Source organism: Neobacillus piezotolerans, from assembly GCF_003362805.1.
Lineage (GTDB): Bacteria > Bacillota > Bacilli > Bacillales > Cytobacillaceae > Bacillus_D > Bacillus_D piezotolerans.
In genome coordinates, this window is record NZ_QNQT01000007.1 from 54,623 (window position 1) to 74,129 (window position 19,507).

Consider the following 19,507-nt stretch of genomic DNA (forward strand, 5'->3'; position numbering starts at 1 on the left):
CCGTCTTAAGCTGGTCGGGGCTGAACAAGGCGCTTGCGCATTTTGTTCTTTCAATGCAATTTGTTTTTATCCTGTTTCAGGTAATGCGCGTATTTCGGGTTTTGCGCGGCGAATTCATGGAGGCTTTTACCGTAATGCTCAATCCACTGGCGGATCACTTTTTCAGTCATTTCACTGCCCTGATACTCCCTGCCCGCCTTCGCATAGGTGGTTTCGAAATCCTCCCATAGAAGCTCGACCCAGGTCCGCGCCTCCCCATAGGATAGATGGTCATTCTTATCAAGCAAAACCTTGGTCAGCCTTTCATGATAGTCGTTCATTATTTTCACCCCCTGGCAGAAATGCAGCTACATATTGATATAAAATGAACAAATACTATTCATACCGCGGAACATTGCGCTCTGCGGCAAAACGTGACGGATGGAGGCAGGATCGATGAGAAACAAGGCAAAGGGCTTCCCGTACGGAAACGATAACAAGTTTGAAGGCGAACCGCGCGCTAAAGCAGAATATGCTTCGAAAAGGGCGGACGGCACCATCAATACCCATCCCCAGGAACGAATGAAAGCCTCTTCGCAAAGAGACCCGGACCAGATTAGATCGTATTAATTTTCGTCCGGCCCACATCCCGGCCGAAACCAGGCATCACTCAGGTGCCTGGCTTCAGCCTTTTTGAATCAGCATCGAGATCGGCAGCGCTTCTTCCTTCCCCGAACCGCCCAGGCGGTATCCCCACGCGAAAACGCCATTCATGTAATCAATTTTAAAATATGTACCTGGGTCGCCATCAATTTCATAAATTTCCCCTGGCTTGAACGTTTTCGGGTCAAGCAAATAGGCTTTCGCCATCACAGCCTTCCGTTCGAGCACGGCATATTCGTTCACCATCCCCATTTGCTCAGCCTTCCTAGCCTTCTCGTTCAAAGCGGCAATCTCCCGCTTCAACTCATATTCGGTCATGGCGCTATACCGTTTTTCCTGTTCCATCCATAAAGCCACCTTCATTGTTATTATAGCTTCAGTATAGTAAATTATAGGGAGTTTTAAAAGAATAGTGCTCTTAATCTGGAAGGAGAATCTATATGGAAACCTTTGTTGTAACAGGCGCGGGCTCTGGGCTCGGACGGGAAACCGCCTTGCTTTTAGCGGAAAAAGGGTGGGATGTCCTGCTCGTGGGAAGGACGATGGAAAAACTCCTCCATGTCAAAGAAGAAATCGAGGCTTCCAACGGCTCCGCCAGTGTTCTTGCCCTAGATGTAGCAGATTCGGATAACATACCTGAAAAGCTTGCCCATGCACTCACAGGTAAAACAGTCCACGGACTCGTCAACAGCGCCGGAATCGGGCATTTCGGGCCTTTTGGAAAAATGGACAACGCCCAAATTGCCGAACTATTCAATGCAAACGCCCTTGGTACCATTTTTATGACCAAAGCGGTCCTGCCCTATCTCGAAAAGAAGGAATCAGGCTATGTGGTGAATATCATTTCAACGGCCGGCCTCCGCGGCAAGGCCAATGAATCCGTGTATGCGGCAAGCAAATTCGCGGTCCGCGGCTTCACAGAAAGCCTCCAAAAAGAGTATGAAGGCAGCCGGATCAAGTTCACCGCAGCCTATATGGGCGGCATGGATACGCCTTTTTGGGAAGGAAGTTCGCATGTGGCAGACTCATCAAAATTCATGCCTCCTCGCGAGATAGCCCGGCGAATTGTTGAAGGCATAGGCGAAAAAGAAATCATCATCGAACGGCAAAAATAGCGCGCGGGACATTATTCCTCGCCGCGCGCTTCAAGATAGCGTTCAATCAGCTCGATTGGAAACCCTTTCCGGAAAAGGGTTTCTTTCATTTTCCGTTCATAGGCGTAGCCTGTTAGCTTTGCATGCTTGCGGTGCGCCTTTTCGCCCTGCAGGCGGATTGCCTCGAGTTCGTCCTCTTCTTCCCTGCCAAAATCGGCTTCGTTCAAGGCGAATTGGATTGCGTCGGTCTGGTAGCCCTTCCGGCGAAGCATTACATCAAGTTTTTGTTTGAGGATCCGCTCTGACTCCGAGGCGTACTTGCGGGCATATTTTTCGGCAAGCGCCTTCGCTTTTTCAAACTGTTCCTCAGGAGTGTATTGCTTGAGCGCTTCTTCAATGAGCGGGTCTGCAACGCCTCTTTCCTTCAGCTCCATCCGGACAACGTATGCCCCTTTATCGGTTGTGCCAATTTGCGTCCTTACATACGCATCGGCGTATTCCTTGTCATTCAGGTAACCTTGCTCAAGCAGCCTGTGGATCACTTCATTGATGGCAGCTTCCTCAAGCTTTTTTTCCTTCAGATGCTTTCGAACTTCTTTTTCAGTCCTCATTTTATGGGACAAATAGTTGATAGCATTGTTATACGCTTTTCGAATTTCGTCATGGTAGCCGACTTCCGCCAGCGCGAACTCGTCAAGCTCCATCCCTTTTCTCAATTTAAATTTAATAATAACGGTTTCATCGGCACTGAAGGCGAATTCTTCTCCCTTGCCGAAATCCATATAAATATTGTATCTTCCTGTATCACGCTTCTGGGTGGTGATTTTCGTAATGGTTGCCATTTACCTCACCTCTTTTCCACTTTACCATACTCCAAGTGTGCCTTTCATATGGGAAGAAGCTAAAATGGAGATAACAGATTTTTTAGAAGGGAGGATGTACGGATGAAAATCGCAATTGCCGGGGGCAGCGGCTTTTTGGGCGGAGCCCTCACTGAATCATTGCTCGCGAAGGGACATGAGGTGTTTATTTTAACAAGAAAGAAAAAAGAAACCGGCCGGGCTGGGGTAACTTATGTTCAATGGCTCTCCGACGGCAGCCGTCCGGAACATGAACTTGCGGGGATCGATGTCTTTGTCAATCTTGCAGGAGAATCACTCAACAGCGGACGATGGACGCCGGAGCGGAAAGAACGGTTATTGACGAGCAGGCTTGCCGCTGCCAACGAAGCCGTCCGGATAATGAGCAGCCTTAAGCAGAAGCCGAAAGTCCATATTGGAGCAAGCGCGGTTGGATTTTACGGCACTTCCGAGAGTAAAACGTTTGTTGAAGGCAGTGCTCCCGGGAAAGATTTTCTTGCCGATTTAGTCAAACGGTGGGAAGATGCAAGTTTGAATGCGGCGGACCTTGGCATCCGGACCGTACTGTGCAGGTTGGGGATCATCCTTGATGATAAAGAAGGCGCGCTGCCCAGGATTGCCCTTCCATACAAATTATTTGGAGGCGGCACGGTCGGATCGGGCCGTCAATGGGTGTCCTGGATCCATCACGATGATGCCGTTTCCGGAATTCTTTTTGCCATCGAAAATGAAAGGGTAAGCGGACCTGTCAATTTCACGGCACCTGAACCTGTTCCGATGAAGGAGTTCGGAAAGACAATTGGCAAAGTTTTGGGCCGTCCGCATTGGCTTCCGGTGCCAGGTCTCGCTCTAAAGCTGCTTCTTGGGGAAATGAGCACCCTCGTCCTTGAAGGACAAAAGGTTTTTCCGAAAAAATTGCTCGACGCCGGTTACAGCTTCCGCTTTCCGGAACTCGGACCCGCACTCAAAAATTTGTACAAAAATTGAATCATTCCCCCTTGTTAAGGAAAGGATTGGAATAGCAGCATACTTTTCTTGAAGGAAGGGATCAGAAGTGGAAAAACCTAAAAAGGATAAGGCTAGGCTTACATTGACCTCAACGCAGGAAGTCCTTTACCAGCGGGAATTTAAGGCGGCGGACAGGGCCGCGGGCTTTGAAGGGCCTAAACTGAAGAAGCGGTAAGGCAGGATTTTGAATCATACTTGGGACGGCTTCCTTTTTCGAAAAATTTCCCACTTATGGCTGACGATGTAGCGGAAATGATAATACTGCGGGGCAATCCGCAATTTATTTCCGAAAGGGGTTTTTCGTGATGGCCCGTTCACGCGGACACAGGAATCGTGACAAAAACACAGCTTCCCTGCCACAAACTCCAAAGAACCTGAAAATTACCGATGGGCGTGACGTAGAATTTGACCGCGACCTTGCCGACCATGACGACCTTGAGGCAATGGCCAGGTCAAAAGCCGCCGACCAAAGGGCGAAAAGCAGGCGGAAATAATCGTTAAAAAAACGGGCATTCGCAAAACTTAGGTTAGCGGATGCCTGTTTTTTATTACTCCATAGTTACCTCGAGGGGCTAGGCGCTGGAGCTGGATTACAATATCTTGTTTCGAGTTATCCACAAGGTTACACTTTATAATTTCCTAGACAATAAAAAAAGAAGCAGGCTCCCCTGCTTCTTTTTAAAAGTTATGCTTTATTCCTTACAGCCTTTTTATTGAATGCAGCTTTTAGATAAGGGACCAAGAATCGGTCAACGCCCCAGTAAGTTGCGCCGCTGCCAGCGAACAAAAGGATGAATGCCACTGTATAAAGGATAGGGTTCGTGCTTGTTGTGCCTGCAAGCATGAAGTTCAGGTTCATGAACGCGCCAGCGATTAAAGCCGGGATTGTCGCTGCTCCAAGAATCAGTCCCAGGCCAACGAGAGTTTCGCCCCAAGGAATTAAGACGTTAAACAAATCTACATTCGGTACTGCGAAGCTTTGCAGGAATTGTGCATACCATCCCTGGACGGCCGGATGGTCGCCGCCAGCGTTGGCAATCGCCCCTTGGATGAATCCGCCTGCGTCAAATCCACCTGTAATCTTGTGCCAGCCTGCTTCGATCCATTGTAGTCCAAGCCAGATTCTGGCGATTGTCCATACTGTTGCTGCCTGAGGTGTTTGATACCATTTTTTCATTTTAACCAGCTCCTATTATTTATTATTTGTGAAACTATTCACATACTTAAAGAAAAAAATTTACTTTAAATATAAGTTCTGTGAATTGGAGTTTAAGTTTGTGAATGTTTTCACTTACTTTCTACACCCTTACTATACTCCCTTGTTTAAAAACTATCAACATGTTTTTATATATTTCACTATGTTTATAGTGAGTATTTGAATAAAATGTGAACGAATGTGGATATTGGGGATATTGTGGGTAAAATTTATGGACATAACAAAATAAAGGGGTGTGGAAATCGGCGTTTGTGTATAACATTTGGGGTTCATTCTGTGGATAAAGTGGATAAGTCTGTGGATGACTGTTAAAATAACGATGTTTTTGTGGATATCTTACTGAGTAATTAAATATTTCCCCAAAAAGACGTTTAAATGGGGATGAGTCCGGGAATTTACTATTTTCTACTCTACATTCCCGGTTTCAATGGCCAAAAACTGGCATTGATGACTTTTTACTAGAATGCTGAAAGGGAGATGGCTTGTTTGGTGTTAAAATTGCTTAACGATTTAATATCGATTAACAGCAGTTCAGTTGAAGGGGCAAATTCAGCAGTAAGTTTTTGCGGAAACTGGCTGGGTGAAAATGGGCTACCGGTTTCTTTTTTCGAAAACAATGGATACACGATGCTGGTTTCCGAAATCGGCAGCGGTGATTTTACCCTAGTCCTGAATGGCCATGTCGATGTCGTGGCCGCCACACCAGGGCAGTTCATCCCATTTGAGCGGGACGGAAAAATTTATGGAAGGGGATCTGCCGATATGAAGGCAGGAATCGCGGCAATGATGGCCGCGCTTGCGCGATTAAATGGCAGGGATCTCGGAATTAAAGTCCAACTGCAAATTGTTTCCGATGAAGAAATTGGCGGATTCAATTGCACAGGCTTTTTAGTTGAAAACGGTTATAGAGGGGATTTCGCTATTTGCGGAGAACCGACGGGCCTTGGCATCGCCAACCAAGCGAAAGGAGTACTGCGCGGGGATATCCTTGTTACCGGAAAGCCGGCACATGGAAGCCGCCCATGGGAAGGCGTTAACGCGATTGAAAAGGCTTATGGCATTTACCGGGAAATTCTTAACCTTCCATTCGCAGGCGAAAGCAGCGATTATTATGAAAAACCTTCGATCAATCTGGCGAAAATAAATGCGGATGGCGCCTATAATGTTGTTCCTGCCCAATGCAAGATGGGGTTTGATATCCGTTATCTCCCCTCCCAGGACAAGGAGGAGATTATCCAGCAAATCAGCGGGGTTGAAGGCGTTCAGTTCTTTCCCGGAATGATTTCGAATCCCGTCAATACAGACCGCAGCCATCCTCTCCTGCAAATCCTTGGCGAAATCGTTCAACGGCATACAGGGAGGGAAGCCGATTATTTTGGCCAGCATGGCAGCGCGGATACTGTCTTTTTCGCGAAATACGGAATACCCGCGATTGAATTCGGCCCAGCCGGCGGAAATTGGCACGGAGATGAGGAATACGTGGAAATTGAGTCAGTGTTGGCTTTCCAAAACATCCTTGTCGAACTGGCTTCTTCTGATAGACTGGCAGAGTTAAAAAAATCGAATTGACTGGTCAGAATCCCATGCTATAAAAAACGCGCTGCCCATCTACTAAAGAGGGCGGCGCGTTTGTATTGCCCTACAAAGGCAGGAGGGCAATCTTTTCTTTTGCCCGCAGGGATTCAACCATATCCACCCATTCCTTCGGCTTGTTGGACAGGACGGAATAATAGGTTGTCAGGAATTCGACGACAAGCGCGGCTTCAACAGTTTCCTGGCTTTCGTCTCCCGGCATGAAGCCGAGGTCCAGCCCAGACACAGCTTCACCATTGTTCTCCCAAGACGGGTGGACATACTCTAGGTCAAGGCGCTTGTAGCCAAGATGGGAAAGCACTTCGCGGCGTACATACGGGTCCATTACCTTAACGCCGCCAAACTCGTATTCTTCTACACGGTAAGGGTCATAAATTTCAGCAAACATGCCGTACAGCTGTTCCTTGCCATTTTTTCCGGCAAGCTCCTTCAAGTCTTTCATCCGGTTCACGGCCAGGAAGCGGCCGATGCCCTTCCCAGGCTGGCCGATAATCGTGAAATCGGTCATGGCGATGTTCCAATTTTCATAATAACGGTATTCAGTCGCGCCGACTACTTCATCACCGTCCACAGCGACAAACACTCGGATGCCCGGATCTTCGAGCGGTTCTTTCCAAAGGTCGTATTCAAGCACTTCCTCCGGAGGAAAAATTTCACCCATCAGGTTGTGCAGTTTTCTAAAATTCGGGTCTTCAATGTTTGTTATGCGCTTAAATTCCATTTCCAGGTACTCCTTCGTTTTTAAATGGGTTTTTCCATTCCATAATGACGGCATAGTTGCCAGATTCCTCGTCTTCAAGGTAATCTTTCACCACGGCAACCGGCACACGGCCGCAGCGAAGCAGGAAGGTTATGACCGGGTCTTTCAGTTCGCCCGCCATGACCTTTTCGAGGTACTGTTCCGGTGTCATCGATGAAGCCTCTTTGTGGTAGCCCGGCATCCTGCCCCCGCCTACGAGCCTGTCGATGCCTTTTTCTATGACAACGTGGTACATGGCCTGCATCATTAATTTTCCGAGTCCAAGCTTCCGGTAATTCGGCCTGACACTGATGTCTACTATATAAAGCGAGTTCCCGTCTGGCAGGTGATTGCGGATATATCCGTTATCCGTCACGTCTTCCCACGTATGGTCCGGGTGGGCTGGGTCAAAGTTTACGCGGAGACCGGTAAGCGAGCCAGCCAGGTTTCCATCCACCGACACGCAGAGCGCTCCTTCGGGAAACAGTTCCACATGGTTGGCGAGTTGCTCCTTGTTCCACCACAGGTCCGAGGGGAATGGCGGCGGGAAGCATTCAGACTGGATTTCAATCAGCCCGTCGAAATCATCTTTCGTATAATTCCTGATACAAACGGAATACGGCTTCCCCTGCTCGTATACAAAAAACTCGCTTTTGTACATTCTCCTCACCCTTCCGATTCAGTTTTTGCCCAATCCACATACAGATCGGTCCTTCGGTCGCGCCAGGTCGTTACAGAGCCTCGCTCGCGGACTTCATATAATAGTTCAAGATCCAAATCCGCGGTCACGATCATGTCATCGTTGATTTCGCCTTCAACCATGAGACCCTTTGGAGGGAAAGGAATGTCATTTGGCGTAATGACGGCAGCCTGGCCAAAATTCAGGCGCATGAAATCGACTGTTGGAAGCGCCCCGACCGTCCCTGTCAACACAACATACACCTGGTTTTCGATTGCCCTGGCGTGGCTTGTGTAACGGACGCGATGGAAGCCATGGCGGTCATCAGTACAGGATGGGCAGAAAATAACATCGGCTCCTTTCGCCTTGGCCATCCGGACGATTTCCGGGAATTCGATATCATAGCATGTAAGAATAGCAATTTTGCCTTTTTCTGTATCAAAAATCCGGAAGCTGTCGCCTTTTTCCATATTCCATTCGTGAACCTCGGTCGGGGTAATATGCAATTTCGCCTGCTCTTCTATTCTTCCATCCGGATAGAACAAATGGGCTGTGTTATAAAGCTTCCCGCCCCTCTCGACGACATGGGTGCCGCCAATAATGTGCATGCCGGTTTTTTTCGAAAAAGAAGCAAACAGCTCCCTGTATTGTTCAGTAAAACCGGGCAGGTCGTTGATCGTCAGCGCCTTGCCCGTACCGTCGCCGATTGAAAGCAGCTGGGTAGTAAAAAATTCAGGGAATAAAACAAACTCCGAACCGAACTCTTCGGCCGTTTTTATATAATGCTCGCATTGAGCAGCAAACTCCTCAAAAGAAGATATAGTATGAAGATGATACTGAACCGCGGAAATCCTTAGCTTCATAGGAAAAACTCCCCCTATCCAATAAATGATTTCCTATATTATGCCTTATTTCGCGCAAAACGGATACCGTTTTGCTTCAAAACAAACCAAAAAGTGCCAGTTACCACCGTGGGGAAAAATGTCTACGGCGGTTCCTGGCACCTTTGTATGACCCCGCTAATCAGTCAAGCAGGGATTGGGCGAGCTGGATTTGGTTTTGGATTTGGCCCGGGGCAGTTCCTCCGTAGCTTTTGCGCGCGCCGGCGACGTGTTCAGGTGTGAGGATTTTGTATATGTCGCCGTGGAAGTGTTCGCTGTACGACCTGTATTCGTCCATCGTCAAATCGAGCAGGTATTTGTTGTTCTGGATGCAGTAAAGGACGATTTTGCCGATTACCTCATGTGCTTCGCGGAACGGCATTCCTTTTCCGGCAAGATAATCCGCGATATCGGTCGCATTCGAGAAATCCTCGTTCAGCGCCTGGCGCATCACATTGCCGTTCACCTTCATCGTTTCAATCATCGGTGCTAGAAGCTTTAACGAGCCTTCCAGCGTTTCCACCGTATCAAACATGCCTTCCTTATCCTCCTGAAGGTCCTTGTTATACGCAAGCGGCAAGCCTTTCAAAACGGTCAGGAGGCCAACAAGATTCCCGTATACCCTGCCCGTTTTACCGCGCAGCAGTTCCGGGACATCCGGGTTTTTCTTTTGCGGCATGATGCTTGATCCTGTGCAGAACGAGTCATCAAGTTCAACAAAACGGAATTCCTGGCTCGACCAAATAATCAATTCTTCGGAAAGCCTCGAAATATGCGTCATGATGATGGAACCAATCGATAGGAATTCGAGGATGAAATCCCTGTCGCTGACCGCATCCATGCTGTTCGGGTAAATCGTTTCAAAACCAAGCAGACCGGCCGTCAGCTCCCTATTGATCGGGAAGGTTGTCCCGGCAAGGGCTCCGGCGCCCAGCGGCATCCAATTTATCCGTTTCACGCTGTCCTTAAGCCTCTCCTTGTCTCGCTCAAACATCCAGAAATACGCCATTAAATGATGCGCGAACGAAACTGGCTGGGCGCGCTGTAAATGAGTATAGCCCGGAATCAGCGTATCAATATGAAGCTTCGACTTATCGACAATCGCTTCCTGGACATTTTCAACCAGGCCGATCAGTTCATTGGTCTTGGTCCTGAGATACAGATGCATATCGGTCGCGACCTGGTCGTTCCTGCTTCTGCCCGTATGCAGTTTTCCGCCAACAGGCCCGATCAATTCAATCAGCTTCTTCTCGATATTCATATGAATGTCTTCATCTTCTATTAGAAATTCAATCTCGTTGTTTTCGGCCATTTCACGGATTTTCAGGAGCCCGCCGACGATTTGCTCAACGTCCTCCATCGGAATGATCCCGCACTCTCCCAGCATTTTCGCATGGGCCAGGCTTCCTTCGATATCTTCCGCGGCCAGCTTTTTATCGAAAAAAATTGATGCCGTAAACTCCTCAACGAGCTTGTTTGTTTCTTTTGTAAAGCGGCCGCCCCATAATTTTGACATAAGCCTGCCTCCTGAAGTAAAGTGCAGGCTTCCCCAATTCGTTAGAGGAAGCCGCAAGTTTAATTTTGAATTTTTCCACCCGTCTCTGTAAAATAAAACCTATTTCAAGACGGACTGCTTGCTATTAACCTGGGAATATACCTTTGTCGGCAAGCCCCAGATTTTGATGAAGCCCTCCGCGGCGAGATGGTCGAACGCGTCTCCCTTCGAATACGTCGCAAGCTCTTCGTTATACAGGCTGTATGGCGATTTGCGGCCGACAGTCATATGTGTTCCCTTATGGAGCTTGACGCGGATTGTGCCGGTCACGACTTCCTGAGTTTGGTCGACAAACGCGTCAAGGGCGGCTTTCAGCGGAGAATACCAGAGGCCCTCATAGACGATTTTGGCCATCTGCTGGTCGACCTGTGTTTTAAATTGGGTAACCTCCCGCGGCAAAGTCAGGAATTCCAGCTCCTTGTGCGCCTGGATCAGGATTAGGGCGGCAGGGTTTTCGTAAACCTCCCTTGACTTGATGCCGACAAGGCGGTTTTCAATATGGTCAATGCGTCCGATACCATGTTTTCCGCCAAGCTCATTCAGCTTTTCAATCAGCTGGACAAGCGGCAGCTGCTCACCATTCAGCGCGGTCGGCACGCCTTTTTCAAAATCAATTTCAACATATTCAGGGGCATCCGGGGCGAGTTCAATTGGATTCGTCCAGTCAAAAGCTGCTTCCGGCGCCTCGGCCCAAGGATCTTCAAGGACCCCGGCTTCGCAGGCGCGTCCCCAAATATTCGCATCGATGGAAAACGGATTGTCAAGGTCGACAGGAATCGGAATCCCTTTTTCCTCGGCATACTTAATTTCCTCATCCCTCGTCATTCCCCACTCGCGGACGGGGGCGACAACCTTCAGGTTAGGGTTCAAAGCCTGGATGGACACCTCGAAGCGAACCTGGTCGTTTCCTTTTCCAGTACAGCCATGGGCCACGGCGGCCGCGCCTTCTTTTTCCGCAACTTCAACGAGCAGTTTCGAGATAAGCGGCCTCGACAACGCTGAAGACAACGGGTATTTCCCTTCATACAGGCAGTTCGCCTTTAATGCCGGGACAATGTATTCTTTTGCTAAAAGTTCTTTCGCATCGATCATATAGGCCTTGATAGCGCCGACATTGAGAGCTTTAGTACGGATGGCTTCCAAATCCTTGCCCTCGCCGACATCGAGCCCGAGCGCGATTACGTCGTACCCGTATTTTTCCTGGATCCATTTAACGGAGACGGATGTGTCCAATCCGCCTGAATATGCCAAAACGATTTTTTCTTTTGCCATCTCTGCACCTCTTCAAGTTTTTAGGTATTAAATAGATATATTTACAATGCCGTTATCCCGCGAGCAGTGCTTTAAGGATCGCTTTTTGGGCGTGGAGCCTGTTTTCCGCTTCGTCAAACACAACGGAGTGAGGGCCGTCGATGATGCCTTCCGTTACTTCCTCGCCGCGGTGGGCGGGCAGGCAGTGTAGGAAGAGATAGTCCTTGTTTGCCAGGCCGCACAGTTCCTCATTCACCTGGAATGGGGCGAAAGTTGCAAGACGCTCCTTTGCTTCCTCTTCCTGTCCCATACTCGTCCAAACGTCCGTGATGACCACATCGGCGCCGGAAATCGCTTCGCGGGGATCCCCGGTTAACAAAATGCTGCTTCCAGAGGTAACGGCCTCTTTTTTCACCTGGCTCACAATCGAGCTGTTCGGTTCATAACCTGCCGGGCTGGCAAGGCTAATATCCATACCCATTTTGACGGCCCCTTCCAGGAGGGAATGGGCCATATTGTTATTGCCATCTCCGATATAGCAAAGTTTCAGGCCTTCAAGATGCCCTTTATTTTCATAAATGGTTTGAAGATCGGCCATTACCTGGGCGGGATGATGGAGGTCTGTCAGCCCGTTGATGACCGGAACGGTAGCATGCTCGGCAAATTCCTCAATTCGTGCGTGCCCGAATGTTCGAATCATTATCCCATCAACATACCTGGAAAGGACTTTCGCCGTATCAGCGATCGTTTCCCCGCGCCCCAGCTGAAGGTCTTTTGTACTTAAAAAGATAGCCTGGCCGCCGAGCTGCATCATCCCAACTTCGAATGATACACGCGTCCTGGTCGACGATTTTTCAAAAATCATCCCGAGGACCTTGCCGCTCAGGAATGGCTGCGATTTCCCCTGCTTTTGCGCCTTCTTCAGCTGAACCGCCGTTTCAAGCAGCCAGCCAAGTTCCTCCTTCGAAAAGTCCGCAAGCCGCAGGAAATCCTTTCCCTTCAAATTCGGCACGAATGATTCTCCTTTTCTGATTGCATTGAGCATGTTCTTCCCCTCCGTTTTAGGAACTTCCGGCCATCACAGCGTCCACTGCCTTAAACCGGGCAATTCCCGAATTATTAGTATCCCATGGCACTAGTATTCCCGGGGTGTCCAGGAACACCATATTCTTACTTGCATATGTCGTTTTCCCGAGCCTTGAATAATTGCTGTGTATAATTAAAACTCTCAATACTGAATTATTATAATTATAGATTAATATTTATGCAACCGTTCATTTCGAAAAAATTTTATTTTTTTGAAAAACAAGCCTTTTTCCCCAACAAACATCTATACAGGCAAAACCTTCGATGCATGAAATTTCATAAAAATGGATTTCCCATATTACTTCCCGACACCAAAAAAACAGGCCGCCGGGAAGCAGCCTGTTACGTGAAAAATCCAGTCCGTTATTTCGAAATCTCTTTTGAAACCCTATCAATCCGGTTTGTCCAAATTAAGCCAGGGAAACCGTCTGGAATTCGTTCCATGTCTTCTTTTGAATCAAATCCCTCTGAAAAACCGCCATCACCAGCGACCAGGATCACCCTCGTTCCGGCGTCCTCTATTCGGCTCGAAAACTTCGCTGGCCAGCCCCAAAGCCACGGCGCGATTTTTTCGGGGATATGAACCTGTGTCCGCTCGCATGTTTTCGGTACATAGCCGGTCCAGCCGACCGCCATATAAGGAAGAAGACAGCTTTTCATTGTAGCCTTCGACATAACCCGCAAATCAGGAAGCTCTTCTTTCAGGGAAGCAATTGGCTCGTCTCCCCCATAAACAGATAACTTGCCAAGCCTATCGTTTGGAAAATTGCCCAAATAATCAGCAAGCATTTCTCCTTCCTCCGGATCATTGCTTTTTATATGGATTAGAAGCTCCTTGTCAGGAAACTGGTTTAACACTTCATCGAGCGACGGCATTAGCCCGTTGCCTTTCCCTCTGAAAGGAAAGGTTTTTCCGTGATCCGCTGTATAGCCATAGCCTATGTCCAGTTTTTTCAGCTCTTCCATTGTAAAATCCCTTGTAACGCCAGAGCCGTTCGTCCTGCAGTCCAATTCCCAGTCATGGAACACTGCAAACTCGCCATCTTTCGTTGGATGAATATCAAGTTCAACCACATCTGCCCCGTCTTTAAAGGCAGCTTCCATTGAGGGGATAGTGTTTTCCAGGTAGCCATGCTCCGGCGGATAAATCCGTTCCGCTGTACATGTTTCATTCGTAATGCCAGCCATGTCAAACGTCTGGGCAACCCCCCTGTGTGCAAGGAACTTTGGGCTCCCTGTTCCGTTGCCGCTGAAGATGGATGTATTGTTTATGAAAAGGAAAACAAGCAGTGCCGCCAAAAAAACCGCTATTCGCCTTCCAACCTTGCGCTTCTTCATAGTATCCCCCTTAGAAAAAACGGCATTGCCCGCCAACTGGACAATGCCTCCTCAAATTTACCCCTGCTGTTTAAAATAGTTCATTGCCCAGTTGACGCCGTTTTTGTCTGTCACCTGGCCGTGGATTGCACCAAAGAAAGTATCCTGCAGTTCAACCGTTACTTTGCCGCCTTCACTTAAAGCGTTATAGACATTTTTGATTTCTTCCTCTGAATCACATGTAAGGATAATCTTGACCATATCGCCGGGAACAGGCTCCTGTTTGAATTTGAATGCAAAATGGATATAGGAACCATTTCCAAAGTGAAGTTCAGCGTGAAGAAGGTTCCCTGCGTGTTCATTCAGGACCTTTACCTCGCCGCCTAGAATCCCTTGATAGAATTCGATTGCCTCTTGGCAGTTGTCTACTAAAACATATGGGCTTGCGCTTTTCATGAATGTAACCTCCTTGAATGTGCATCTTTCTCAAGCAGTATAGCATATTGGAACGGGCGCACAAAACAAGCCAAACCATTTTCGCGGAAATATGTATATAAAAATCTCCATTAACCGGAAATGTGATTTTTTTTATAAAAAAAATGACACACCCTTCCTTTCAGACTTTCTTCTGGATAATTCCTCCAATGAGGACCACGTTTCATTCATTTTTTGAATAGGTGTCTTACCAGTGTGTTTCAGAAGCTTTTTCAGGAAATAATGTTTACACTAGCTTTAGAGTTTTCCCACAGGAAAGGAGCCGCTTCATGAAGTTTAGGATGATTGCCGGTTTTACAATCTTTTTTATCATATATTCCTTGCTTGTTTTATATATCGGCTGGAATGGCTGGGTCTGGCTTGAATCCACCCGCCTGCCCCTGCCTCCAGTGATTCTATATGGAGTAATTTTTTTCATATTGGCCTTTTCCTATATTTTTGGACGGGCGAAATTCAGGATGCCTGTATTCACGATAATCGGTTCTTACTGGTTCGGAATAGTGCAATACGCGCTGCTCCTGCTGCCGTTTGCGGACCTTGCCGGCTATATTTTGATAGAAACAGGCCTTCCTTCAAATAAAGTTGTTTTCTGGATAGGCCTGCTTTTGCTTGCTGCCTTTGCATCGATTTTCGCGTACGGAACCTTTAACGCATACAGCCCGGTAATTAGGCAGTACTCTATCACGATTCCAAAACAGGCTGGCGGACGCAAAAAGCTGAAGATTGCGATGGCTTCAGATATGCATTTTGGCAATCTATCAGGGCTTTCCCATCTCCGCCGGCTAGTGGAGGAAGCAAACAACCTAAAACCGGATATTATTCTTTTGCCGGGTGATATCATTGAGGACGATCCCGAACCGTTTATACGCAAAAAGATGGGTGAAGTAATGAAGGAATTGTCCGCCCCTCTGGGAGTTTATGGGGTGCTTGGCAACCATGAATATTATGGCGGCGCCATTCCGGAGTTCGTGAAGGAAATGGACAGGGTTGGCATCCAAATCCTCCAGGACGAGGTGTTGGAAATAGATGAATCATTCTTCCTTGCTGGCCGCAAGGATAAGACCGATAGATTGAGGCAGGGGATGAGTGACCTTTTGGCTGTGGCCGACCCGTCCATGCCGATCATCATGATGGACCACCAGCCCGCCGAGGTTTCGATCGCCGCCGAAAATGGCGTCGACCTGCTATTATGCGGTCATACGCACCGCGGCCAAATGGCGCCAAACCATTTTATAACGAAAAAATTATTTGAAATTGATTGGGGCTATTTGAAAAAAGGAGAATTACATGCAATCGTCTCATCGGGGTTTGGTTTTTGGGGCCCGCCACTAAGGCTTGGAAGCCGTTCGGAAATTCTTGAAATTGACGTTACATTCGCGGATGAAGCTGTACCGCACCATAACCAAAATGAAGGAGCCATCCTCTAAGGGAAGAGGGGCTCCTTTTTATTGAGAGCCTTCTTTATATCAACTTTAAATCGACGAAGTGCATCTTCTTAACCCACGGGTTATCGAGCATGGTTTCATCTGCTGTTCATGGCTATCTACTATATTGCCCTTTACCACTTTTGGAATTTATGGAGCTGGTTGCCGGCTTGGCAATTGGGGATTCGTAGTAGACGCGGCCTCTTTTTGTGCCGGTAAAAGGGAGGTTCATGGAGTTTAGAATGTTGTACGCTTGTTTATCATTTTCCAATTTTAAAAATCGCCTCATTTCGGAATTTGTCAGGCTCGGTGAAATTAAAAGGAAATAGTCCCGGACTGCCTCCAAATGGGCGGTGTACGAGACGTACCCACAATGAACGCAATGGCATTTTCCGTAATGTATCTTCATCGAATATGAAAGGCATGTGGAGCAAAGGATTCCTGGAAGGATTTCTATTGTGGAAATGGAGAAGTTTTTCAGTATGTCAGGACGGTAGGGTGTGTGCTTTGCGAGGACGTTCTTTTTCAGTTTTTTTAGTTCATTTATCGAGAAAAACTCTTTCTTATGCTGCTTCTCGATTTCAGAAACTTTCTCAACCAGGCGTATTTCATGAATAACTTTTTTGAAAACTTCGTAGTAACCCGGGTCTGCCTTTAGCCTTGAGGAATTGTTGCTCATCACGACAAGGAATTCAATCGGGATGTCCGGGAAGTTATGATTTTTGAGCCACTCCCTTAATCTTAGTGTCTGTAATCTTGCTTGGGAAATGGGGTTTGTATATACCGTCGTTTTACCATCCTTCTCCTGAAAAACCTGGCAAAAATTCTTGTCAAAATGGATATCCCCGCCCCAATTCTTAATTTCTAGAATCAACGCAAAGAACGGTGTGATTAAAAGCGTGTCAATTTGAAAAAAGAAGCCGTTGTTTTTGAGGCGTAATCCTTTGAAAATCATGAATTTCCCTTGATCGAGGAAATTCAGGTAATAATCAACCGATTTTTCACCGTTGTACCCCGCTTTTTGGGTCCGTAACGACTCCTCAACCTCCTTTCTCTTTGGATGGCCGTTCGGCAGCCTCCTTAATAGTGCCTCGAGCATTAAAATAATCAGCGGAATTGCTCTTTCCAATGCAATCAAACTCGTATCCTCCTTTCTATCTGTTCTTATTCTAGTAATTTTTGTATAAACCTGCCGAATTTGACGACCAACTTATGAAATATTTTGCCGTTTTTCGGCTTATGAAAAGTTATCGAAGGTTTCGGGCCACTTATCGAAATTTTTTTGATTTTATCCCCCACTTTTTTGTATTTATCGATAATTTCATGCATGATATCGAAAACTGTCACCTTTCCGCCACATTTACAACCTTCACCCGCCCGGTTAACCACCCCGCCATGGTAACAATCGGTGAACGAACTGCCAGTTTTATAAAAGCACTCTCTTCGGAACAGTGCAACTGCATTTCACCTGGCTGGCTCTTCGGCAACTCACGTGCAAAACCCTGGGAACGAGCCTCCAGTTAAAAAACGCTTCCCAATTTGAAGCGCACACCTCTCAACCCAGCCGGCTCTTAGGCAACTTGGATGCAATCCCCTTGTGAACGAAACCACGCCTAATCGCATAAAAGCTTCATTAGCCGTGAAAAAAGAGGCCGTCTATTCGGCCTCTGTTGTCAACTTTTCATCTTCGGATCAAGCACATCCCGCAGCCCGTCACCCATAAGATTAAAGCCTAGGACCGTCAGCATGATTGCCATGCCCGGGAAAAACAAGGTCCACGGTGCCTGCGTTAAATAGTTTTTCGAGTCGGCAAGCATCCTGCCCCATTCCGGTGCCGGCGGCTGCGCCCCCAATCCAAGAAATCCAAGCGCCGCCGCTTCAATGATCGCTGTCGCAATCGCAAGCGTCGCCTGAACGATGACCGGGGTCACGCTGTTCGGCAGGATATGCCTGAACAGGATGCGCCTGTCCTTCATCCCGACGGCCTTCGCCGACATGATATATTCCTCTTGCTTTACACTCAGTACTTTCGACCGGACCAGCCTTCCAAAATTGGGAATGTTAATGATAGCAATAGCAATAAGCGCATTCCGCAGCGACGGACCAAGGATCGCGACAATCGCGATGGCCAGGAGGATGCTCGGAAAAGCAAGCAGGATATCAAAAACACGGGAAATCAATCCATCAACCCATCGGCCATAATAACCGGCGACAACGCCTAAAAACGTCCCAATTATCGCCGAAGCCAATACGGAGAAGAAACCGACGCCCAAAGAAATCCGCGCGCCGTGGACAACCCTCGAAAATATATCCCGGCCAAAATCATCCGTCCCGAACCAGTGTTTTCCGGATGGAGGCAAAAGCCTGTCGGCCAAAACCTGCTCCCGGAAACTATATGGGGCAATATACGGGGCGATAGCCGCTATGACTATAAAAAATAGCACGATACAAAGGCCAATGAGCGCGAGCCGGTTTTTTTGAAATGAATGCCACGCTTCCTTCCAGGGAGACGCCACTTCCTCCTCAAACGCCTGGGGCGGCATATTGCCCGGATGTTTTGCAAGTTCTGCCACGTTCTCTCCCTCCCATCTTTAATTGTATTTGATACGCGGATCCACGAACGCGTATAAAAGATCGACGATGAGATTGATCAATACGAAAATTCCCGCAAAAATCAATATCCCTGATTGGATAACAGGATAATCGCGATAGCCGATAGCATCGTATAAATACCTACCGATCCCAGGCCAGCCGAAAATCGTTTCGGTCAGGATCGCTCCGCCAAGCAAAAGCCCAGTTTGCAGCCCGATTATCGTTAATACCGGAATGACGGCATTTTTTAAAGAATGCTTGTAGACGACCCAAAACATTGGCAATCCCTTGGCCCTTGCCGTGCGGATATAATCGGATTTCATAACTTCGAGCATTGAGGACCGGGTCATTCGCGCGATAATAGCCATCGGGATGGTTGCTAGCGCCATACTCGGCAATGTTATATGCCTTGCAGCCACAATGAATTGGTCAAACCTGCCTTGCAGCAGAGTATCAAGTAAATAAAAATTCGTTATAGCTGTTATTGGATCCCTTACATTTTCCCTGCCAGTAGTCGGGAGCCAGCCGAGTTCAATTGAAAAAAGCCATTGCCCCATCAAGCCAAGCCAGAAAATCGGCATCGATACCCCAACAAGAGCGATGACCATGGCCGCGTAATCAAACCATGAATTGGAAAACCAGGCGGAAACAATTCCGGCATTCACGCCAATAATGACGGCGATAATCATGGCGGCAAAAGCGAGCTCCGCCGTTGCTGCAAGATACGGCCAAATCTCCTCGTTGATCGGCCCCCTCGTCCGCAGTGAGGTTCCCAAATCTCCCTGTATGAGAGATTTAATATAATCGAAATATTGTATGTACCACGGCCGGTCCAATCCAAGCTGGGCAGTCAGTGCTTCAATCGATTCCTTAGTCGCCCTTTGGCCAAGAATTACCTGGGCGGGGTCGCCAGGAATCGCATGGATGATTGCAAAAACGATGAGAGTCATTCCGATAAGGACAGGAATGAGTGATAAAATCCGCCTTAATGAGTATGTCAGCATCCTTCCCGCACCTCCTCTTCTCCGTCTTTTAAAATTTAGCTATGTTATTTCCCTTTAAGGCCAAAAGGGGA

Annotated in this window: 22 protein-coding genes; 7 read left to right on the plus strand and 15 right to left on the minus strand. The window is 47.8% G+C overall.

The genetic code is table 11. The features are described from left to right. Window positions 1–50: 50 nt before the first annotated feature. On the minus strand, window positions 51–320 hold the full coding sequence (locus DRW41_RS15155) for a YfhJ family protein (RefSeq protein ID WP_115452861.1): 270 nt from the start codon (window positions 318–320) through the stop codon (window positions 51–53). A gap of 115 nt (window positions 321–435) precedes the next feature. Between DRW41_RS15155 and DRW41_RS15160 the strand changes: the two genes are divergently transcribed. Next, on the plus strand, window positions 436–609 hold the full coding sequence (locus tag DRW41_RS15160) for a small, acid-soluble spore protein K (RefSeq protein ID WP_115452862.1): 174 nt from the start codon (window positions 436–438) through the stop codon (window positions 607–609). Between the two features lie 54 nt (window positions 610–663). Here DRW41_RS15160 and DRW41_RS15165 read toward each other — a convergent pair whose 3' ends face one another. Further along, window positions 664–987 carry a YfhH family protein gene (locus DRW41_RS15165; RefSeq protein ID WP_181884575.1) on the minus strand — a complete coding sequence of 108 codons (324 nt, stop codon included), beginning with the start codon at window positions 985–987 and terminating at the stop codon, window positions 664–666. Window positions 988–1,082: 95 nt separating this feature from the next. Here DRW41_RS15165 and DRW41_RS15170 point away from each other — a divergent pair, with 95 nt between their 5' ends. Then, on the plus strand, window positions 1,083–1,757 hold the full coding sequence (locus DRW41_RS15170; protein ID WP_115452864.1) for an SDR family NAD(P)-dependent oxidoreductase: 675 nt from the start codon (window positions 1,083–1,085) through the stop codon (window positions 1,755–1,757). Between the two features lie 11 nt (window positions 1,758–1,768). On the opposite strand, the gene recX is transcribed toward DRW41_RS15170, so the two are convergent. Next, window positions 1,769–2,578, minus strand: a complete 810-nt coding sequence (gene recX / locus DRW41_RS15175) for a recombination regulator RecX (RefSeq protein ID WP_115452865.1) — start codon at window positions 2,576–2,578, stop codon at window positions 1,769–1,771. A 102-nt stretch (window positions 2,579–2,680) separates the two neighbouring features. Between recX and DRW41_RS15180 the strand changes: the two genes are divergently transcribed. The 3 genes from DRW41_RS15180 (at window position 2,681) to DRW41_RS15190 (ending at window position 4,098) form a co-directional block, all read left to right on the plus strand. Beyond that, window positions 2,681–3,583 carry a TIGR01777 family oxidoreductase gene (locus DRW41_RS15180; protein ID WP_115452866.1) on the plus strand — a complete coding sequence of 301 codons (903 nt, stop codon included), beginning with the start codon at window positions 2,681–2,683 and terminating at the stop codon, window positions 3,581–3,583. A 67-nt stretch (window positions 3,584–3,650) separates the two neighbouring features. Next, entirely contained in the window at window positions 3,651–3,779 is a 129-nt protein-coding gene (locus tag DRW41_RS15185) for a YfhE family protein (protein ID WP_115452867.1), read from the plus strand. A 130-nt stretch (window positions 3,780–3,909) separates the two neighbouring features. After that, complete coding sequence (locus tag DRW41_RS15190; RefSeq protein WP_053365267.1) at window positions 3,910–4,098, plus strand: YfhD family protein; 189 nt, start codon at window positions 3,910–3,912, stop codon at window positions 4,096–4,098. A 191-nt stretch (window positions 4,099–4,289) separates the two neighbouring features. Here the strand turns inward: DRW41_RS15190 and DRW41_RS15195 are convergent, their stop codons facing one another. After that, the gene (locus DRW41_RS15195) at window positions 4,290–4,781 is read right to left on the minus strand and encodes a DoxX family protein (RefSeq protein ID WP_115452868.1); all 492 of its coding nucleotides are present in this window, start codon (window positions 4,779–4,781) and stop codon (window positions 4,290–4,292) included. 528 nt (window positions 4,782–5,309) lie between these two features. On the opposite strand from DRW41_RS15195, the gene DRW41_RS15200 reads away from it, so the two are divergent. Next, window positions 5,310–6,389, plus strand: coding sequence for a M20 family metallopeptidase (locus tag DRW41_RS15200; RefSeq protein WP_342771998.1), 1,080 nt, complete (start codon window positions 5,310–5,312; stop codon window positions 6,387–6,389). A gap of 70 nt (window positions 6,390–6,459) precedes the next feature. On the opposite strand, the gene DRW41_RS15205 is transcribed toward DRW41_RS15200, so the two are convergent. The 8 genes from DRW41_RS15205 to DRW41_RS15240 form a co-directional block, all read right to left on the minus strand. After that, on the minus strand, window positions 6,460–7,134 hold the full coding sequence (locus DRW41_RS15205) for a GNAT family N-acetyltransferase (RefSeq protein WP_115452870.1): 675 nt from the start codon (window positions 7,132–7,134) through the stop codon (window positions 6,460–6,462). Continuing rightward, window positions 7,124–7,813, minus strand: coding sequence for a GNAT family N-acetyltransferase (locus DRW41_RS15210; protein ID WP_115452871.1), 690 nt, complete (start codon window positions 7,811–7,813; stop codon window positions 7,124–7,126). The genes DRW41_RS15205 and DRW41_RS15210 overlap by 11 nt, the downstream gene beginning before the upstream one ends. 5 nt (window positions 7,814–7,818) lie before the next feature. Next, entirely contained in the window at window positions 7,819–8,694 is an 876-nt protein-coding gene (locus tag DRW41_RS15215) for a carbon-nitrogen hydrolase family protein (RefSeq protein WP_115452872.1), read from the minus strand. 160 nt (window positions 8,695–8,854) lie between these two features. Further along, window positions 8,855–10,228: an argininosuccinate lyase gene (gene argH, locus DRW41_RS15220; protein ID WP_115452873.1), complete on the minus strand. Its 1,374-nt coding sequence runs from the start codon at window positions 10,226–10,228 to the stop codon at window positions 8,855–8,857. A 99-nt stretch (window positions 10,229–10,327) separates the two neighbouring features. Further along, window positions 10,328–11,539 carry an argininosuccinate synthase gene (locus DRW41_RS15225; protein ID WP_115452874.1) on the minus strand — a complete coding sequence of 404 codons (1,212 nt, stop codon included), beginning with the start codon at window positions 11,537–11,539 and terminating at the stop codon, window positions 10,328–10,330. Window positions 11,540–11,591: 52 nt separating this feature from the next. After that, complete coding sequence (gene argF, locus DRW41_RS15230) at window positions 11,592–12,563, minus strand: ornithine carbamoyltransferase (RefSeq protein ID WP_115452875.1); 972 nt, start codon at window positions 12,561–12,563, stop codon at window positions 11,592–11,594. A gap of 404 nt (window positions 12,564–12,967) precedes the next feature. Continuing rightward, on the minus strand, window positions 12,968–13,942 hold the full coding sequence (locus tag DRW41_RS15235; protein ID WP_115453018.1) for a glycerophosphodiester phosphodiesterase family protein: 975 nt from the start codon (window positions 13,940–13,942) through the stop codon (window positions 12,968–12,970). A 57-nt stretch (window positions 13,943–13,999) separates the two neighbouring features. Beyond that, window positions 14,000–14,377: a VOC family protein gene (locus tag DRW41_RS15240; protein WP_115452876.1), complete on the minus strand. Its 378-nt coding sequence runs from the start codon at window positions 14,375–14,377 to the stop codon at window positions 14,000–14,002. Between the two features lie 308 nt (window positions 14,378–14,685). Between DRW41_RS15240 and DRW41_RS15245 the strand changes: the two genes are divergently transcribed. Then, window positions 14,686–15,843, plus strand: a complete 1,158-nt coding sequence (locus DRW41_RS15245; RefSeq protein WP_115452877.1) for a metallophosphoesterase — start codon at window positions 14,686–14,688, stop codon at window positions 15,841–15,843. A 112-nt stretch (window positions 15,844–15,955) separates the two neighbouring features. On the opposite strand, the gene DRW41_RS15250 is transcribed toward DRW41_RS15245, so the two are convergent. The 3 genes from DRW41_RS15250 to DRW41_RS15265 all read right to left on the minus strand — a co-directional run bounded on the left by DRW41_RS15250 (window position 15,956) and on the right by DRW41_RS15265 (window position 19,436). Then, window positions 15,956–16,978 (minus strand): nuclease-related domain-containing protein, encoded by a 1,023-nt coding sequence (locus DRW41_RS15250; protein ID WP_115452878.1) that lies wholly within the window; start codon window positions 16,976–16,978, stop codon window positions 15,956–15,958. 535 nt (window positions 16,979–17,513) lie between these two features. Further along, window positions 17,514–18,413: a nickel transporter permease gene (nikC, locus tag DRW41_RS15260; protein ID WP_115452880.1), complete on the minus strand. Its 900-nt coding sequence runs from the start codon at window positions 18,411–18,413 to the stop codon at window positions 17,514–17,516. An 18-nt stretch (window positions 18,414–18,431) separates the two neighbouring features. After that, the gene (locus DRW41_RS15265; protein WP_115452881.1) at window positions 18,432–19,436 is read right to left on the minus strand and encodes an ABC transporter permease; all 1,005 of its coding nucleotides are present in this window, start codon (window positions 19,434–19,436) and stop codon (window positions 18,432–18,434) included. Window positions 19,437–19,507: the final 71 nt, after the last annotated feature.

What these genes read in the sequence shown, in the direction of transcription:
- DRW41_RS15155 (WP_115452861.1), bottom strand. Translation starts at nt 320, where the DNA reads ATGAACGACTATCATGAAAGGCTGACCAAGGTTTTGCTTGATAAGAAT.
- DRW41_RS15160 (WP_115452862.1), top strand. Translation starts at nt 436, where the DNA reads ATGAGAAACAAGGCAAAGGGCTTCCCGTACGGAAACGATAACAAGTTT.
- DRW41_RS15165 (WP_181884575.1), bottom strand. Translation starts at nt 987, where the DNA reads ATGGAACAGGAAAAACGGTATAGCGCCATGACCGAATATGAGTTGAAG.
- DRW41_RS15170 (WP_115452864.1), top strand. Translation starts at nt 1,083, where the DNA reads ATGGAAACCTTTGTTGTAACAGGCGCGGGCTCTGGGCTCGGACGGGAA.
- recX (WP_115452865.1), bottom strand. Translation starts at nt 2,578, where the DNA reads ATGGCAACCATTACGAAAATCACCACCCAGAAGCGTGATACAGGAAGA.
- DRW41_RS15180 (WP_115452866.1), top strand. Translation starts at nt 2,681, where the DNA reads ATGAAAATCGCAATTGCCGGGGGCAGCGGCTTTTTGGGCGGAGCCCTC.
- DRW41_RS15190 (WP_053365267.1), top strand. Translation starts at nt 3,910, where the DNA reads ATGGCCCGTTCACGCGGACACAGGAATCGTGACAAAAACACAGCTTCC.
- DRW41_RS15195 (WP_115452868.1), bottom strand. Translation starts at nt 4,781, where the DNA reads ATGAAAAAATGGTATCAAACACCTCAGGCAGCAACAGTATGGACAATC.
- DRW41_RS15205 (WP_115452870.1), bottom strand. Translation starts at nt 7,134, where the DNA reads ATGGAATTTAAGCGCATAACAAACATTGAAGACCCGAATTTTAGAAAA.
- DRW41_RS15210 (WP_115452871.1), bottom strand. Translation starts at nt 7,813, where the DNA reads ATGTACAAAAGCGAGTTTTTTGTATACGAGCAGGGGAAGCCGTATTCC.
- DRW41_RS15215 (WP_115452872.1), bottom strand. Translation starts at nt 8,694, where the DNA reads ATGAAGCTAAGGATTTCCGCGGTTCAGTATCATCTTCATACTATATCT.
- argH (WP_115452873.1), bottom strand. Translation starts at nt 10,228, where the DNA reads ATGTCAAAATTATGGGGCGGCCGCTTTACAAAAGAAACAAACAAGCTC.
- DRW41_RS15225 (WP_115452874.1), bottom strand. Translation starts at nt 11,539, where the DNA reads ATGGCAAAAGAAAAAATCGTTTTGGCATATTCAGGCGGATTGGACACA.
- argF (WP_115452875.1), bottom strand. Translation starts at nt 12,563, where the DNA reads ATGCTCAATGCAATCAGAAAAGGAGAATCATTCGTGCCGAATTTGAAG.
- DRW41_RS15235 (WP_115453018.1), bottom strand. Translation starts at nt 13,942, where the DNA reads ATGAAGAAGCGCAAGGTTGGAAGGCGAATAGCGGTTTTTTTGGCGGCA.
- DRW41_RS15240 (WP_115452876.1), bottom strand. Translation starts at nt 14,377, where the DNA reads ATGAAAAGCGCAAGCCCATATGTTTTAGTAGACAACTGCCAAGAGGCA.
- DRW41_RS15245 (WP_115452877.1), top strand. Translation starts at nt 14,686, where the DNA reads ATGAAGTTTAGGATGATTGCCGGTTTTACAATCTTTTTTATCATATAT.
- DRW41_RS15265 (WP_115452881.1), bottom strand. Translation starts at nt 19,436, where the DNA reads ATGCTGACATACTCATTAAGGCGGATTTTATCACTCATTCCTGTCCTT.